The organism is Nocardioides sp. zg-DK7169, from assembly GCF_013155365.1.
GTDB lineage: Bacteria > Actinomycetota > Actinomycetes > Propionibacteriales > Nocardioidaceae > Nocardioides.
Map to the genome: position 1 here is coordinate 201,495 of NZ_JABJRA010000009.1, position 13,412 is coordinate 214,906.

At 71.6% G+C, this 13,412-nt stretch carries 22 protein-coding genes; 6 read left to right on the forward strand and 16 right to left on the reverse strand.

The window, feature by feature from the left end; all coding sequences use genetic code 11:
- Window positions 1-8: 8 nt before the first annotated feature.
- The 16 genes from rpsH to rpsJ all read right to left on the reverse strand — a co-directional run bounded on the left by rpsH (window position 9) and on the right by rpsJ (window position 7,344).
- Window positions 9-416 (reverse strand): 30S ribosomal protein S8, encoded by a 408-nt coding sequence (gene rpsH, locus HOQ23_RS14795; RefSeq protein WP_172215367.1) that lies wholly within the window; start codon window positions 414-416, stop codon window positions 9-11.
- An 85-nt stretch (window positions 417-501) separates the two neighbouring features.
- Window positions 502-687, reverse strand: coding sequence for a type Z 30S ribosomal protein S14 (locus HOQ23_RS14800; RefSeq protein ID WP_011757321.1), 186 nt, complete (start codon window positions 685-687; stop codon window positions 502-504).
- Window position 688: 1 nt separating this feature from the next.
- The gene (gene rplE, locus HOQ23_RS14805; protein ID WP_172215368.1) at window positions 689-1,255 is read right to left on the reverse strand and encodes a 50S ribosomal protein L5; all 567 of its coding nucleotides are present in this window, start codon (window positions 1,253-1,255) and stop codon (window positions 689-691) included.
- Window positions 1,255-1,623, reverse strand: coding sequence for a 50S ribosomal protein L24 (gene rplX / locus HOQ23_RS14810; RefSeq protein WP_172215369.1), 369 nt, complete (start codon window positions 1,621-1,623; stop codon window positions 1,255-1,257). Before rplX ends, rplE begins: the two co-directional genes overlap by 1 nt.
- Window positions 1,623-1,991 (reverse strand): 50S ribosomal protein L14, encoded by a 369-nt coding sequence (gene rplN, locus HOQ23_RS14815; RefSeq protein WP_017932847.1) that lies wholly within the window; start codon window positions 1,989-1,991, stop codon window positions 1,623-1,625. The genes rplX and rplN overlap by 1 nt, the downstream gene beginning before the upstream one ends.
- Window positions 1,992-2,088: 97 nt before the next feature.
- On the reverse strand, window positions 2,089-2,364 hold the full coding sequence (gene rpsQ, locus HOQ23_RS14820; RefSeq protein ID WP_153322101.1) for a 30S ribosomal protein S17: 276 nt from the start codon (window positions 2,362-2,364) through the stop codon (window positions 2,089-2,091).
- The gene (rpmC, locus tag HOQ23_RS14825) at window positions 2,361-2,603 is read right to left on the reverse strand and encodes a 50S ribosomal protein L29 (RefSeq protein ID WP_153322100.1); all 243 of its coding nucleotides are present in this window, start codon (window positions 2,601-2,603) and stop codon (window positions 2,361-2,363) included. Before rpmC ends, rpsQ begins: the two co-directional genes overlap by 4 nt.
- The gene (rplP, locus tag HOQ23_RS14830) at window positions 2,603-3,022 is read right to left on the reverse strand and encodes a 50S ribosomal protein L16 (RefSeq protein ID WP_153322099.1); all 420 of its coding nucleotides are present in this window, start codon (window positions 3,020-3,022) and stop codon (window positions 2,603-2,605) included. The genes rpmC and rplP overlap by 1 nt, the downstream gene beginning before the upstream one ends.
- A gap of 3 nt (window positions 3,023-3,025) precedes the next feature.
- The gene (gene rpsC, locus HOQ23_RS14835) at window positions 3,026-3,871 is read right to left on the reverse strand and encodes a 30S ribosomal protein S3 (protein ID WP_253945537.1); all 846 of its coding nucleotides are present in this window, start codon (window positions 3,869-3,871) and stop codon (window positions 3,026-3,028) included.
- Window positions 3,871-4,296 (reverse strand): 50S ribosomal protein L22, encoded by a 426-nt coding sequence (rplV, locus tag HOQ23_RS14840; protein ID WP_172215370.1) that lies wholly within the window; start codon window positions 4,294-4,296, stop codon window positions 3,871-3,873. Before rplV ends, rpsC begins: the two co-directional genes overlap by 1 nt.
- Complete coding sequence (gene rpsS / locus HOQ23_RS14845; protein WP_153322097.1) at window positions 4,293-4,574, reverse strand: 30S ribosomal protein S19; 282 nt, start codon at window positions 4,572-4,574, stop codon at window positions 4,293-4,295. Before rpsS ends, rplV begins: the two co-directional genes overlap by 4 nt.
- 15 nt (window positions 4,575-4,589) lie before the next feature.
- On the reverse strand, window positions 4,590-5,426 hold the full coding sequence (rplB, locus tag HOQ23_RS14850) for a 50S ribosomal protein L2 (protein WP_172215371.1): 837 nt from the start codon (window positions 5,424-5,426) through the stop codon (window positions 4,590-4,592).
- Between the two features lie 29 nt (window positions 5,427-5,455).
- Entirely contained in the window at window positions 5,456-5,752 is a 297-nt protein-coding gene (gene rplW, locus HOQ23_RS14855; RefSeq protein WP_172215372.1) for a 50S ribosomal protein L23, read from the reverse strand.
- Window positions 5,749-6,363 carry a 50S ribosomal protein L4 gene (gene rplD, locus HOQ23_RS14860; RefSeq protein ID WP_172215373.1) on the reverse strand — a complete coding sequence of 205 codons (615 nt, stop codon included), beginning with the start codon at window positions 6,361-6,363 and terminating at the stop codon, window positions 5,749-5,751. Before rplD ends, rplW begins: the two co-directional genes overlap by 4 nt.
- A gap of 2 nt (window positions 6,364-6,365) precedes the next feature.
- Window positions 6,366-7,025 carry a 50S ribosomal protein L3 gene (rplC, locus tag HOQ23_RS14865; protein WP_153322093.1) on the reverse strand — a complete coding sequence of 220 codons (660 nt, stop codon included), beginning with the start codon at window positions 7,023-7,025 and terminating at the stop codon, window positions 6,366-6,368.
- 10 nt (window positions 7,026-7,035) lie between these two features.
- Window positions 7,036-7,344, reverse strand: coding sequence for a 30S ribosomal protein S10 (gene rpsJ, locus HOQ23_RS14870; protein WP_008360994.1), 309 nt, complete (start codon window positions 7,342-7,344; stop codon window positions 7,036-7,038).
- 521 nt (window positions 7,345-7,865) lie between these two features.
- Between rpsJ and HOQ23_RS14875 the strand changes: the two genes are divergently transcribed.
- From HOQ23_RS14875 to HOQ23_RS14900, 6 genes are all read left to right on the forward strand, one after another.
- Entirely contained in the window at window positions 7,866-8,966 is a 1,101-nt protein-coding gene (locus tag HOQ23_RS14875) for a hypothetical protein (protein ID WP_172215374.1), read from the forward strand.
- A complete protein-coding gene (locus tag HOQ23_RS14880) occupies window positions 8,963-9,595 on the forward strand; it encodes a DUF4129 domain-containing protein (RefSeq protein WP_172215375.1) in 633 nt (210 codons plus the stop codon). The genes HOQ23_RS14875 and HOQ23_RS14880 overlap by 4 nt, the downstream gene beginning before the upstream one ends.
- Window positions 9,592-10,809 carry a DUF4350 domain-containing protein gene (locus tag HOQ23_RS14885; RefSeq protein WP_172215376.1) on the forward strand — a complete coding sequence of 406 codons (1,218 nt, stop codon included), beginning with the start codon at window positions 9,592-9,594 and terminating at the stop codon, window positions 10,807-10,809. The genes HOQ23_RS14880 and HOQ23_RS14885 overlap by 4 nt, the downstream gene beginning before the upstream one ends.
- Window positions 10,806-11,852, forward strand: coding sequence for a MoxR family ATPase (locus HOQ23_RS14890; RefSeq protein WP_172215377.1), 1,047 nt, complete (start codon window positions 10,806-10,808; stop codon window positions 11,850-11,852). Before HOQ23_RS14885 ends, HOQ23_RS14890 begins: the two co-directional genes overlap by 4 nt.
- Window positions 11,853-11,875: 23 nt before the next feature.
- Window positions 11,876-13,150: a DUF58 domain-containing protein gene (locus HOQ23_RS14895; RefSeq protein WP_367650508.1), complete on the forward strand. Its 1,275-nt coding sequence runs from the start codon at window positions 11,876-11,878 to the stop codon at window positions 13,148-13,150.
- A 105-nt stretch (window positions 13,151-13,255) separates the two neighbouring features.
- Window positions 13,256-13,396, forward strand: a complete 141-nt coding sequence (locus tag HOQ23_RS14900) for a hypothetical protein (protein WP_172215379.1) — start codon at window positions 13,256-13,258, stop codon at window positions 13,394-13,396.
- Window positions 13,397-13,412: the final 16 nt, after the last annotated feature.

Sequence of the window (13,412 nt, forward strand, 5' to 3'; positions counted from 1 at the left end):
TCTCGTCGTCACCAGACGTAGGCGAGGACTTCCCCACCCACGCCCTTCTGGTTGGCCTGTCGGTCGGTCAGCAGGCCCTGGCTGGTCGAGATGATCGCGACCCCCAGGCCGCCGAGCACCTTCGGGAGACCCGTGTGCTTGGCGTAGACCCGCAGACCGGGCTTGCTGATGCGGCGCACGCCAGCGATGGAACGCTCGCGGCTGCGGCCGTACTTCAGGGTGATGGTCAGCGTCTTGCCGACCTCGCCCTCGGGAGCGTCCGCGACGTCGTAGGAGGTGATGTAGCCCTCCTGCTTGAGGATGTCCGCAACGCCCTGCTTGAGCTTGCTGTAGGGCATGGACACCGAGTCGTGGTACGCCTGGTTGGCATTGCGCAGACGCGTGAGCATGTCTGCGATCGGGTCAGTCATCGTCATGGCCGTGAGGCCCTTTCTCCACCGTGGTTTCGCACCTGCACCTCAGATGCGACCTGCAGCGACTTGTGTGTGAAGTGAGGAATGGTCACCAGGAGGACTTGGTCACGCCGGGCAGCTCGCCACGGTGCGCCATTTCCCGCAGGCAGATGCGGCAGAGCCCGAACTTGCGGTAGACGGCCTTGGGCCGGCCGCAACGCTGGCAGCGGGTGTAGCCACGCACCGCGAACTTCGGCTTGCGGGCGGCCTTGACCTTGAGAGCGGTCTTCGCCATGTCAGTTCTCCTTGAACGGGAAGCCGAGCTTCTTCAGCAGGGCGCGACCCTCGTCGTCGTTGGTGGCCGTGGTGACGATGGTGATGTCCATGCCACGCGAGCGGTCGATCTTGTCCTGGTTGATCTCGTGGAACATGACCTGCTCGGTGAGACCGAAGGTGTAGTTGCCGCGACCGTCGAACTGCTTCGGGGAGAGACCGCGGAAGTCGCGGATCCGGGGCAGCGCCAGCGAGAGCAGGCGGTCCAGGAACTCCCACATGCGGTCGCCGCGCAGCGTGGTGTGCGCACCGATCGGCATGCCCTCGCGCAGCTTGAACTGCGCGATGGACTTGCGGGCCTTCGTGACCAGCGGCTTCTGGCCGGTGATCGCGGTGAGGTCCCTGACCGCACCCTCGATCAGCTTCGAGTCACGAGCAGCCTCGCCGACACCCATGTTGACCACGATCTTGACCAGGCCGGGCACCTGCATGACGTTCTTGATCTCGAACTCGGACTGAAGCGCCGGGAGGATCTCCTCGCGGTACCTCGTCTTCAGACGCGGCGTCGCGTTCGTCTGGGTCTCGGTCATCAGATTTCCTTGCCGGTCTTGCGCGAGATGCGAACGCTGCGCTGAGCGGTGTACGTCGAACCGTCGGGACGGCGCTTGGTGACCTCGTCACGGCGGAAGCCGATCCGGGTCACGCCGTCGTCCTCGACCAGCATGACGTTCGAGACGTGGATCGGGGCCTCGGCGGTGATGATGCCACCGGTGTTGCCGGCGCGACCGCCCTGGTTCACGACCTTGGTGTGCTTCTTGACGCGGTTGACACCCTCGACGATCACCCGCTGCTCCTCGCGGAGCACCTGGATGACCTTGCCTTCGGCGCCCTTGTCCTTGCCAGCGATCACCTTGACGGTGTCGCCCTTCTTGATGTTGACCGACGGGTTCTTGGCCATCACAGCACCTCCGGGGCGAGCGAGATGATCTTCATGAACTTCTTCTCGCGCAGCTCGCGGCCCACGGGGCCGAAGATGCGGGTGCCGCGGGGCTCGCCGTCGTTCTTCAGAATGACGGCGGCGTTCTCGTCGAAACGGATGTACGAGCCGTCGGGACGGCGACGCTCCTTGACGGTGCGCACGATGACGGCCTTGACGACGTCACCCTTCTTCACGTTGCCACCGGGGATCGCGTCCTTGACGGTCGCGACGATGACGTCGCCGATGCCGGCGTAGCGCCGACCAGAGCCACCGAGAACACGGATGCAGAGGATTTCCTTTGCACCGGTGTTGTCGGCGACCTTGAGTCGCGACTCCTGCTGGATCATTGTTTCTCCTGGTTGTCGAGCTGGTTCTCGCGGTCTCGACGGACCGCGAGCCTGGCCGAACTAGTGGGTGGGTCCTCGCCTGCGAAGGCGAAGTGACTTACTTGGCCTTCTCGAGGATCTCGATGACGCGCCAGCGCTTCGTCGCCGACAGCGGGCGGGTCTCCATGAGGAGGACCCGGTCGCCGATGCCGCAGGCGTTGGCCTCGTCGTGCGCCTTCAGCTTGCTGGTCTTGCGCAGCACCTTGCCGTACAGCGCGTGCTTCACGCGGTCCTCGACGGACACGACCACGGTCTTGTCCATCTTGTCGCTGACGACCAGGCCCTCGCGGACCTTGCGGGCCTTGCGGTCCGCGGTCGGGGTCTGCTCGCTCATGCGGCACCATCCTCGTTCGACTCGTTGCTGCCCGCGGCGGAGCGGATGCCGAGCTCGCGCTCGCGCACCACGGTGTAGATCCGGGCAATGTCCTTCTTGACCGCACGCAGGCGGCCGTGGCTCTCCAGCTGACCGGTCGCGGCCTGGAAGCGGAGGTTGAACAGCTCCTCCTTGGCCTCGCGGAGCTTGGCCTCCAGGTCGACGTCGTTCAGCTCGTCGAGCTCGTGAGCGTTAGCCATCAGAAGTCGCCCGCCTCTCGGGAGATGAACCGGCACTTCATCGGGAGCTTGTGCATCGCCCGGCGCATGGCCTCGCGGGCGACGTCCTCGGTGACACCGGAGAGTTCGAACATGACGCGACCGGGCTTGACGTTCGCGACCCACCACTCGGGCGAGCCCTTACCGGAACCCATGCGGGTCTCGGCGGGCTTCTTGGTCAGCGGGCGGTCGGGGTAGATGTTGATCCACACCTTGCCACCACGCTTGATGTGGCGGGTCATCGCGATACGCGCCGACTCGATCTGGCGGTTGGTCACGTAGTGGCCCTCGACCGCCTGGATGCCGAAGTCGCCGAAGGCGAGCTTCGTGCCACCCTTCGCCGCACCGGTCCGCTTGGGGTGGTGCTGCTTGCGGTGCTTGACACGACGGGGCATCAGCATGGGTCAGCCCTCCTTGGGGGTCTCAGCCGAGGGGGTCGCCAGGGCGGTGTCGCCACCGGCCGGCGCCTCGGTCACGGCAGGGGAACCCTCGCCACCGCGGTCCGCACGCGTCGGACGCTCGCCGCGCGAGCCACGGCTCGGGCGCTCGCCACCGCGCTGCGGGCGGCCACCGCGACCGGGAACACCGGCGCGGGCAGCGGCCTGGGCCTGGCGCTCGGCACGGGAGCCGGCGACCTCGCCCTTGTAGATCCAGACCTTCACGCCGATGCGGCCGAAGGTCGTCTTGGCCTCGTAGAAGCCGTAGTCGATGTCCGCACGCAGGGTGTGCAGCGGCACGCGGCCCTCGCGGTAGAACTCGGTGCGCGACATCTCGGCGCCGTTGAGTCGACCGGAGCACTGGATCCGGATGCCCTTGGCACCCGAGCGCATCGTGGTCTGCATGGCCTTGCGCATGGCGCGGCGGAACTGCACGCGACCGGCGAGCTGCTCGGCGACACCCTGGGCGACCAGCTGGGCGTCCATCTCGGGGCTCTTGACCTCGAGGATGTTCAGCTGGACCTGCTTGCCCGTGAGCTTCTCGAGCTCACCGCGGATGCGGTCGGCCTCGGCGCCACGGCGACCGATGACGATGCCCGGGCGCGCCGTGTGGATGTCCACGCGGACGCGGTCACGGGTGCGCTCGATCTCGACCTTGGCGATACCGGCCCGCTCCATGCCCTTCGAGAGCAGCTTGCGGATGGCGACGTCCTCGCCGACGTACGACTTGTACAGCTTGTCGGCGTACCAGCGGGACTTGTGGTCCGTGGAGATACCGAGGCGGAAGCCGTTCGGGTTGATCTTCTGGCCCATCAGGCCTTCCGTCCCTTCTTCTCAGCGACCACGGCGGCCGGCTGGACCGCCAGCGTGATGTGGCTGGTGCGCTTGTTGATACGCGTCGCGCGCCCCTGGGCACGCGGACGCCAGCGCTTCATGGTCGGGCCCTCGTCCACACGGGCGACGGAGACGACCAGGTCACCGCGGTCGAGACCCTCAGTGGTCTCGGCGTTGGCGACGGCGCTCTCCAGCACCTTGTAGATGGTCTCCGAGGCGGCCTGCGGCGCGAACTGCAGCAGCGCCAGGGCCTCGTCGACGGGCATGCCGCGGACGAGGTCGACGACGCGGCGGGCCTTCATCGGGGTGATCCGCACGAAGCGGGCGCTCGCGAAGGCACCCTGCTCGTCGCCGAGCAGCGACTCGCGGCGGGCGCTCGTGCGCTGACGCTCAGTGGTGCTCATCGACGACGTCCCTTCCGGTCTTCCTTGACGTGCCCGCGGTAAGTGCGGGTCGGGGCGAACTCGCCCAGCTTGTGGCCGACCATCGAGTCGGTCACGAAGACCGGGACGTGCTTGCGGCCGTCGTGGACGGCGATGGTGTGGCCGATCATCGAGGGGATGATCATCGACCGGCGCGACCACGTCTTGATGACGTTGTGGCTCCCCTTGTCGTTCTCGGCATCCACCTTCTTGAGGAGGTGGCCGTCGACAAAGGGGCCCTTCTTCAGGCTGCGAGGCATCTGTCTACTTCCCTATCAGCGCTTGTTCTTGCCGGTCTTGCGACGGCGGATGATCTGGGAGTCGCTGGCCTTGCGCTTGCGCGTGCGGCCCTCGGGCTTGCCCCAGGGGGAGACGGGGTGGCGACCACCGGACGTCTTGCCCTCACCACCACCGTGCGGGTGGTCGACCGGGTTCATCACGACACCGCGGACGGTCGGGCGCTTGCCCTTCCAGCGCATGCGGCCGGCCTTGCCCCAGTTGATGTTCGACTGCTCGGCGTTGCCGACCTCGCCGATGGTGGCGCGGCAGCGCACGTCGACGAAGCGCATCTCGCCCGAGGGCATGCGCAGCGTGGCGCGCGAGCCCTCACGGGCGACCAGCTGGGCGCTGATGCCCGCGGAGCGAGCGATCTTCGCACCGCCGCCGGGACGAAGCTCCACGTTGTGGATCGTCGTACCGACCGGGATGTTGCGCAGCGGGAGGTTGTTGCCGGGCTTGATGTCGGCAGTGGGGCCCGACTCGACCGGAGTGCCCTGGGTGAGGCCCTTCGGCGCGATGATGTAGCGCTTCTCGCCGTCCGCGTAGTGCAGCAGCGCGATGCGGGCGGTGCGGTTGGGGTCGTACTCGATGTGAGCGACCTTGGCCGGCACGCCGTCCTTGTCGTACCGGCGGAAGTCGATGACGCGGTAGGCACGCTTGTGACCGCCACCCTGGTGCCGGGTGGTGATCCGGCCCTGGTTGTTGCGGCCGCCCTTCTTGGGCAGCGGACGCGTCAGCGACTTCTCCGGAGTGGTCCGGGTGATCTCGACGAAGTCGGCCACCGAGGAGCCACGACGGCCCGGGGTGGTCGGCTTGTACTTGCGGATAGCCATGTGTCTTAGTCCTCGTGATCCGGTGGCTCTCAGGCCCCGAAGATGTCGATGCGGTGGCCCTCAGCGAGCGAGACGATCGCGCGCTTGGTGTCCTTGCGCTTGCCGAGACCGGTACGGGTACGACGGGTCTTGCCGGGACGGTTCAGCGTGTTGACCGACGTGACCTTGACGTTGAACACCTTCTCGACCGCGATCTTGATCTCGGTCTTGTTGGCGTCCGGGCGGACGATGAAGGTGTACTTGTTGGCGTCGAGGAGGCCGTAGCTCTTCTCGGACACGACCGGCGCGATCAGGATGTCGCGGTGGTCCTTGTGCAGGGTGCTCACTTGGAGGCCTCCTTCGAGGTGCCGCTCACGAACGCGTCGTAGGCGCCCTTGGTGAAGACCACGTCGTCGGACGCGAGCACGTCGTAGGTGTTCAGCTGGTCGACCGCGACGATGTGCACCTTCGGGACGTTGCGCAGCGACAGCCAGGTGACGGTGTCGGCACGCTCGAGGACCACGAGGAAGCGGCTGCGCTCGGAGAGCGAGGTCAGCGCGGCGAGGGCGACCTTCGTCGACGGCTTGTCGGCGGAGATCAGGGCGTCCACGACGTGGATGCGGTCGTTGCGGGCCCGGTCGGAGAGGGCACCGCGCAGGGCGGCGGCCTTCATCTTCTTGGGGGTCCGCTGGTCGTAGTCGCGCGGCTTGGGGCCGTGCACGACGCCACCACCGACGAACTGCGGCGCACGGGTCGAGCCCTGGCGGGCGCGGCCGGTGCCCTTCTGCTTGTAGGGCTTGCGGCCACCACCGCGGACTTCACCGCGGCGCTTGGTGGAGTGCGTGCCCTGACGAGCGGCGGCCTGCTGGGCCACGACGACCTGGTGGATCAGGGGGATGTTCGTCTCCACGCCGAAGATCTCGGTGGGGAGGTCGACCTTCACGGTCTTGGTAGCCATGCTCAGGCCTCCTGCGTCTGCTTGGCAGCCGAGCGGAGCACCACGAGACCACCCTTGGGGCCGGGAACGGCACCCTTGAGGAGGATCAGGCCCTTCTCGACGTCGACGGCGTGCACGGTGACGTTCTGGGTCGTGACGGTGTCGTGACCCATCCGGCCGGCCATGCGGACGCCCTTGAACACGCGACCGGGCGTGGCGCAGGCGCCGATCGAGCCCGGCTTGCGGTGGTTGCGGTGAGCACCGTGCGAGGCGGAGACGCCGGCGAAGCCGTGACGCTTCATGACGCCGGCGAAGCCCTTGCCCTTGCTGGTGCCGGTCACGTCGATCTCCTCGCCAGCGGCGAAGGTGTCGACGGGCAGCTCCTGGCCCACGGTGTACTCGGAGGCCGCGGTGGTCCGGATCTCGACGATGTGGCGACGGGGGGTGACCCCGGCCTTGTCGAAGTGGCCCGCCTGCGGCTTGGTGACCTTGCGGCCCTCGATCTCGCCGAACCCGATCTGGACGGCGTTGTAGCCGTCGATCTCGGGCGTGCGGACCTGGGTGACCACGTTGGTGTTGGCAGCGATCACGGTCACGGGGACGACTCGGTTGTTCTCGTCCCAGACCTGGGTCATGCCGAGCTTCGCGCCCAGCAGTCCCTTGGCATTGCGTTCGAAAGTCATGTCCGGAACCTCAGAGCTTGATCTCGATGTCGACGCCGGCAGGCAGGTCGAGCCGCATGAGCGAGTCGACGGTCTTCGGCGTGGGGTCGATGATGTCGATGAGGCGCTTGTGGGTGCGCATCTCGAAGTGCTCGCGAGAGTCCTTGTACTTGTGGGGCGAGCGGATGACGCAGTACACGTTCTTCTCGGTCGGCAGCGGCACCGGGCCGGCGACCTTGGCACCCGTGCGGGTGACCGTGTCCACGATCTTGCGTGCCGAGGTGTCGATCACCTCGTGGTCATAGGCCTTGAGCCTGATGCGGATCTTCTGTCCCGCCATAGGTCTCTCTCGTCCTTCTACTCATCTGCCGCGTGCTTGTCCGGAACGTCCCCCGGTTTGGGTCTGTCCCGCCCTGGTGCTCACCACCTGCCGGCCCCCTGGCCGACCCCCGCGGTCGGGCGTGTCGCCCAGTGGAGGCGCAACACGAGACCGGGGTCTCACTTATTCATAGTGGTGCCCGACGGTTCGTCAGGCTGATCGGGTCTCCTCGGATGCGGACGCATGCCGACCACCGAGCTCACACTCCTTGCGAAGCGGGGAGACGCGATTCAGTAGTCAAGATGTTCCGTACCCCGGCGGACCCGTCGGAGCAACCGGATCATCTTGGCAGACTTCAGGCACGGGACCAAATCGAACCTCGACCGTGCGCAGGCGCCCGCGAGGGGGCGCGCAGCAGGGAGGGAGAAGCCGCGCCAGAAGCGGCAAGTGTACGCCGCCCGGGCCGTGTCGGCCTGACAGGATGCAGACCACGGCGTGCCCTGCTCCGGGCCGCCGCCGGACAGCGACGGGGGTAGCAGCAGATGTCGGGACCCGAGGACACACCGCCGGGGTGGCAGGCGCCGCCGCCGGGCTGGCAGGCCGCTCCCCCGCCGTACCCTCCCCCGTCGTACGCCGCGGCGCCGCAGCCCGGGCAGGCGCCCGGCGCCTGGCCGCCGGGCCCGCCCGGGGTCTGGCCGGCCGCGCACAAGCCCGGCATCATCGCGCTGCGCCCTCTCGGCCTCGGCGACCTCTACGACGGGGCGTTTCGCGCCATCCGGCACAACGCCGGCGCCACGGTCGGTGCCTCCGTGCTGCTCGCCGGACTGGCGATGGCCATCCCGGTGCTGGCGACCGCGCTGCTGACGGCGGCCGGCCAGCTCACCGTGGGCGTCGCCGACGACACCGGGGACGCCGCCACGACGGCGGGGGTCGCGCTGTCGATCGGCTCCCTCGGTCTCGGGACGATGCTCCAGGGCCTCGGCACCATCCTGGTCACCGCGATGGTCGCCCGGGTGGTCGGCGCCGCGGTCCTGGGGCGCACCCTGACCCTGACCCAGGCATGGGCCGAGACCCGCGGGCGGCGCTGGCGGCTGGTGGGGCTGGGTCTCCTGCTCGGGCTGGTCGCGATGCTGGTCGTCGGCGCCTACGTGGGGCTGTGGGCGCTGCTCGCCGTCCTCTCCGGCGACCTGGTCGTGCTGCTCCTGTTCGGGCTCCTCAGCGTCCCGGCGTTCCTCGCCCTGCTCGCGTGGTTCTGGGTGCGGCTGGCGTTGCTGGCGCCGTCCGTGCTGAGCCTGGAGGACATCGGCGTCCTGGGGGCGATCGGCCGGGGACGGCGCCTGACCCGCGGCCACTTCTGGCGGGTGTTCGGCGTCGCCGTGCTCACGGTGGTGATCACCCAGACCGTGGGCGGGGTGCTGTCGCTGCCGTTCGTCGTCCTGGGCGAGATCGGGATGGTCGTCGTCGGCCCGGAGCACGAGGCCCTGGTGCTGGTGCTGAGCCAGGCCGTCGCCACCGTGCTCGCCGCTGCCTTCGTCACCCCGTTCCTGACCGCCGTGACCACGCTGCAGTACGTCGACCTGCGGATCCGCCAGGAGGCGTTCGGCGTCGAGCTGCTCGCCCGCACGGGGGCGCCCGTCCGGTGAGCCTGCTGGCCCGGGCCGTGCGCGCGGCCGACCGCCCCCTGGACCCGTCGCCCGACGAGGCCCGGGACCTGGTGCGCCGCGAGCTGGTGCGCCCGGAGTACCACGACCGCGACGTCGTGGCGCGCCTGCTCGACTGGCTCGAGCACCAGCTGGACCGGGTCGTCGACGCGGCGAGCGCCGCCCCGCCCGTCGCCACGCTGGCCGCGATGCTGGTGCTGCTGGTCCTGGTGGGTGCACTCGGCTGGCTGCTGACACGGGCGCGCCGTTCGGGCCCCCGGCGGCGCGGGGAGGCCCCGGTCCTCACCGCCGAGCAGGTCTCCGCCGACGAGCTGCGCCGGCGGGCCGAGGCGGCCCTGGCCGCCGGGCGCCACGAGGAGGCGGTGCTCGAGGCCTTCCGTGCGATCGCGCTGTCGCAGGTGGAGCGCGGCGAGCTGTCGCCGGCGCCGGGCCGCACCGCCCACGAGGTCGCCGAGGCGCTCGCGGCCGCCCGTCCCCCGCTGGCCGCACGGGCCCGCGACGCCGGGCTCCTCTTCGACCGGGTGCGGTACGGCGAGCGCCCGGCCGACGCCGCGCAGGCGGCCGCCGTGCTCGCGCTCGACGCGGACCTGGCGCAGGCGGGCGTGCGATGAGCACGGTGGGCGCTCCCCCGCCCGGACCCGCGGCTCCCGCTGCCGCGGCTCCCGCCGCAGCGGGGACGGCCCGCTCGCGGCGCGGGACCTGGCTGCTCGTGGGTGCCGGGCTGGTGGTCGCGGTCGCGGTGGCGGTCGTGGTCGCCGGCGGCCCGCGCAGCTCCGAGCGTCTCGACCCCGACAACCCCGACCGCGACGGCGCGCAGGCGCTCGCCCGGGTGCTGGACGGCGAGGGCGTCGACGTCGTGGTCGCGCGCGGCGCCGACGAGCTCGACGCGACCCCGGTCGACGCGGGCACGACCGTGCTCCTCACCCGTCCCGACCTGCTCGGCCGCGAGAGCGCCGAGCGCCTGGTCGCCCACGCCGGTGACGCCCAGCTCGTCGTCGCCGGGGCGCGGCCCGGCGCCCTCGCGGTGCTCGGGGTCGAGACCGGGTCCAGCAGCCTGCCCCCGGGCTTCGCCACCGAGGCGGCCTGCACACTGCCCGACCTCGCCGAGCGCCTCGACGGCCTCCGGCTCGATGTGGACGACGCCGTCGGGCACGACCTGCCGGGCTGCTTCGCCGCCCCGAGCCTCACCGCGGCCGGGAGCACCACCGGCACGGTCCTCTCCCGGGCACGCCCCGGGCTGCTGCTGCTCGGTGCGGCCGACCTGCTCGCCAACGACCGGCTGCTGCGCGCCGACCACGCCGCGATCGCGCTGCGCCTGCTCGGCGGCGGGGACCGGCTGGTCTGGTACGTGCCCTCCGCCGCCGACCTCGGCGCCGAGGACGGGGTCGCCCTCAGCGCGCTGCTGCCCCGGTGGGTGGTCCCGGCACTGGTGCTGGCGGTGCTCGCCCTGGGCGCCCTGATGCTCTGGCGCGGGCGTCGCCTCGGGCCGCTGGCCACCGAGCCGCTGCCGGTCGTGGTGCGGGCCAGCGAGACCGTGCACAGCCGCGGCCGGCTCTACCGACGCTCCGGGGACCGCGCGCACGCCGCGCACGCGCTGCGCGAGGCGACCCGGAGCGCCCTCGCGCGCCGCCTGCGGGTGGGCGCCGCGCCCGGCGGTGTACCGCCCGAGGAGCTGGTGCGCGCCGTCGCCCGCGCGACCGGGCACGGCGAGGACGACGTCGCCACGCTGGTCGGCTCCGACGCGCCCGACCCGACCACCGACCACGACCTGATCGCCCTGGCGGCCGCCCTGGCCGCGCTCGAGGAAGAGGTACGCCGCGCATGACCCCACCCACGACCGGACCCGCCACCGGACAGGCCTCCCCGCCGGACGCCCTCAGCGGCCCCAGTGCCTCCGCTGCACCCAGCGCCCCCAGCGCCGAGGAGGCCCGGGCCCGCCTGGGCGCCGTGCGCGCCGAGGTCGCGAAGGCCGTCGTCGGCCAGGACGCCGCGGTCTCGGGCCTGCTGGTCGCCCTGCTGTGCGGTGGCCACGTGCTGATGGAGGGCGTGCCCGGCACCGCGAAGACCCTGCTGGTGCGCTCGCTGGCGGGCGCCCTCGACGTCGACACCCGGCGGGTGCAGTTCACGCCCGACCTGATGCCGGGCGACATCACCGGCTCGATGGTGATCGACGGCCAGCGCGGCGAGCTGGCCTTCCGCGAGGGCCCCGTCTTCACCCACCTGCTGCTCGCCGACGAGATCAACCGGACCCCGCCCAAGACCCAGTCGGCGCTGCTGGAGGCGATGGAGGAGGGCCAGGTCTCCGTCGACGGCACCACGCACCGCCTGCCCGCGCCCTTCCTGGTCGCCGCCACCCAGAACCCGGTCGAGCACGAGGGCACCTACCCGTTGCCGGAGGCCCAGCTGGACCGGTTCCTGCTCAAGGTGGTGCTTCCGGTGCCCGAGCGCGACGAGGAGCTGGAGATCCTGCGCCGGCACGCGACCGGGTTCGACCCGCGCGACGTCGCGGCGGCCGGGGTGCGGCCCGTGGCGGGCGCAGCGGACGTGCTCGCCGGGCGTCGCGCGGTCGCCGCCGTGCAGATCGCCCCGGAGATCCTGGGCTACGTCGTCGACATCGCCCGCGCGACCCGGCGCCTGCCCTCCCTCAGCCTCGGCGTCAGCCCGCGCGGGGCGACCGCGCTGCTGCACGCCGCCCGTGCCTGGGCGTGGCTGACCGGGCGGGACTTCGTCACCCCCGACGACGTCAAGGCCCTCGCGCACGCCACCCTTGCCCACCGCCTCGGGCTGCGGCCGGAGGCGGAGCTGGAGGGCGTCGACGTGGCCCAGGTGCTCTCGGCGGCGCTCGACGCCGTGCCGGTCCCCCGCTGAGCGCCGTGGTCGTCACCGGGCGTGTGCCCCTGCTGCTCCTGCTCGGCCTGGTGCCGGTGGTGCTGCGACCCCTGCCCTCCACCCCGTGGCTGTGGCTGCTCCTCGTCGTGGCTGCCTGCGGTGCGGACGCCCTGCTGGCGGCGCCTCCCCGGGCCCTGGAGGTCGTGCGCGGGCCGGTGCCCGGCGTACGGCTCGGCACGCCGGGTCGCAGCGAGCTGGTCGTCCACAACACCACGCGGCGTCGCCTGCGCGGCCTCGTGCGCGACGCCTGGGTGCCCAGCGCCGGCGCCCACGACAACCGGCACCCGGTGCGGGTCGCGCCCGGTGACCGGCCGCTGCTGCGCACCCCGCTCCTGCCCCGGCGTCGCGGCGACCTGCGCGCCGTCGGGGTGACCGTGCGCAGCCTGGGCCCGCTCGGCCTCGCCGGGCGCCAGCGCACGCTCCTCGTGCCGGGCACGCTGCGCTCCCTGCCGCCGTTCGCCTCCCGGCGCCACCTGCCCTCGCGCCTGGCCCGCCTGCGCGAGCTCGACGGCCGCGCCGCCGTGCGGGTGCGCGGCCAGGGCACCGAGTTCGACTCCCTGCGCGAGTACGTCCGCGGCGACGACGTGCGCGCGATCGACTGGCGCGCCTCGAGCCGCAGCCGTCACGTCGTGGTGCGCACCTGGCAGCCCGAGCGGCACCGTCGCGTCGTCCTGGTCCTCGACACCTCGCGCACCTCCGCCGGCCGGGTCGGCGACGTGCCGCGCCTGGACCCGGCGATGGACGCCGCCCTGCTGCTGGGCGCGCTCGCGACGCGGGCCGGCGACCGTGTCGACCTGGTCGCCGGCGATCGCCGGGTCCGGACCCGGCTGCGCACCCACGGCGCGCCCGACCTCGTCGCCCGTCTCCAGGACGCGCTCGCCGACCTGGAGCCGGTGCTCGCCGAGGCGGACTGGCCCGGCCTGGTCGGTGCCGTCGCGGCGCTCGGTCGCCAGCGGGCGCTGGTGGTGCTGCTGACCCCGGTGGAGCCGACGGCCGTCGAGGCCGGCCTGCTGCCCGCGCTGCCGGCCCTGACCCGTCACCACCGGGTCGTGGTGGCCTCGGTGCGCGACCCCGCGCTGGAGGAGCTGGTGGCCGGACGCGGCACCCTCGAGGAGGTGTACGACGCGGCGGCGGCCGCCCGGGCGAGCGCGCGCCGCGAGCGCACCATCGCCCTGCTCCGCGCGCTCGGCGTCGACGTGGTCGACGCCGAGCCGGACCGGCTGGCCCCCGCGCTGGCCGACCACTACCTGTCGCTGAAGGCGCGCGGTCTGCTCTGAGCGGTGGCACACCGCACAACGCGCACTGCGCGTCGTGCACCGTTCCCCGCCGCTGCGAGGGGCCTCGATAGCATCGCCGCATCGATCAGGCAGGGAAGGGAAACCATGCACGCACTCCTGCTCGCCGCCAGCGGCAGCACCTCGGCGACCGACAACCCGGGGCTGCACACCCTGATCCTGGGGCTGATCATGGTGGTCGGCACCGGCGTGGCGATCTGGCTGTTCTCCCGCATGGGCGGGCGCTGACCGCAGCGACGAGCCA

What these genes read in the sequence shown, in the direction of transcription:
- rpsH (WP_172215367.1), bottom strand. Translation starts at nt 416, where the DNA reads ATGACGATGACTGACCCGATCGCAGACATGCTCACGCGTCTGCGCAAT.
- HOQ23_RS14800 (WP_011757321.1), bottom strand. Translation starts at nt 687, where the DNA reads ATGGCGAAGACCGCTCTCAAGGTCAAGGCCGCCCGCAAGCCGAAGTTC.
- rplE (WP_172215368.1), bottom strand. Translation starts at nt 1,255, where the DNA reads ATGACCGAGACCCAGACGAACGCGACGCCGCGTCTGAAGACGAGGTAC.
- rplX (WP_172215369.1), bottom strand. Translation starts at nt 1,623, where the DNA reads ATGGCCAAGAACCCGTCGGTCAACATCAAGAAGGGCGACACCGTCAAG.
- rplN (WP_017932847.1), bottom strand. Translation starts at nt 1,991, where the DNA reads ATGATCCAGCAGGAGTCGCGACTCAAGGTCGCCGACAACACCGGTGCA.
- rpsQ (WP_153322101.1), bottom strand. Translation starts at nt 2,364, where the DNA reads ATGAGCGAGCAGACCCCGACCGCGGACCGCAAGGCCCGCAAGGTCCGC.
- rpmC (WP_153322100.1), bottom strand. Translation starts at nt 2,603, where the DNA reads ATGGCTAACGCTCACGAGCTCGACGAGCTGAACGACGTCGACCTGGAG.
- rplP (WP_153322099.1), bottom strand. Translation starts at nt 3,022, where the DNA reads ATGCTGATGCCCCGTCGTGTCAAGCACCGCAAGCAGCACCACCCCAAG.
- rpsC (WP_253945537.1), bottom strand. Translation starts at nt 3,871, where the DNA reads ATGGGCCAGAAGATCAACCCGAACGGCTTCCGCCTCGGTATCTCCACG.
- rplV (WP_172215370.1), bottom strand. Translation starts at nt 4,296, where the DNA reads ATGAGCACCACTGAGCGTCAGCGCACGAGCGCCCGCCGCGAGTCGCTG.
- rpsS (WP_153322097.1), bottom strand. Translation starts at nt 4,574, where the DNA reads ATGCCTCGCAGCCTGAAGAAGGGCCCCTTTGTCGACGGCCACCTCCTC.
- rplB (WP_172215371.1), bottom strand. Translation starts at nt 5,426, where the DNA reads ATGGCTATCCGCAAGTACAAGCCGACCACCCCGGGCCGTCGTGGCTCC.
- rplD (WP_172215373.1), bottom strand. Translation starts at nt 6,363, where the DNA reads ATGGCTACCAAGACCGTGAAGGTCGACCTCCCCACCGAGATCTTCGGC.
- rplC (WP_153322093.1), bottom strand. Translation starts at nt 7,025, where the DNA reads ATGACTTTCGAACGCAATGCCAAGGGACTGCTGGGCGCGAAGCTCGGC.
- rpsJ (WP_008360994.1), bottom strand. Translation starts at nt 7,344, where the DNA reads ATGGCGGGACAGAAGATCCGCATCAGGCTCAAGGCCTATGACCACGAG.
- HOQ23_RS14875 (WP_172215374.1), top strand. Translation starts at nt 7,866, where the DNA reads ATGTCGGGACCCGAGGACACACCGCCGGGGTGGCAGGCGCCGCCGCCG.
- HOQ23_RS14885 (WP_172215376.1), top strand. Translation starts at nt 9,592, where the DNA reads ATGAGCACGGTGGGCGCTCCCCCGCCCGGACCCGCGGCTCCCGCTGCC.
- HOQ23_RS14890 (WP_172215377.1), top strand. Translation starts at nt 10,806, where the DNA reads ATGACCCCACCCACGACCGGACCCGCCACCGGACAGGCCTCCCCGCCG.
- HOQ23_RS14900 (WP_172215379.1), top strand. Translation starts at nt 13,256, where the DNA reads ATGCACGCACTCCTGCTCGCCGCCAGCGGCAGCACCTCGGCGACCGAC.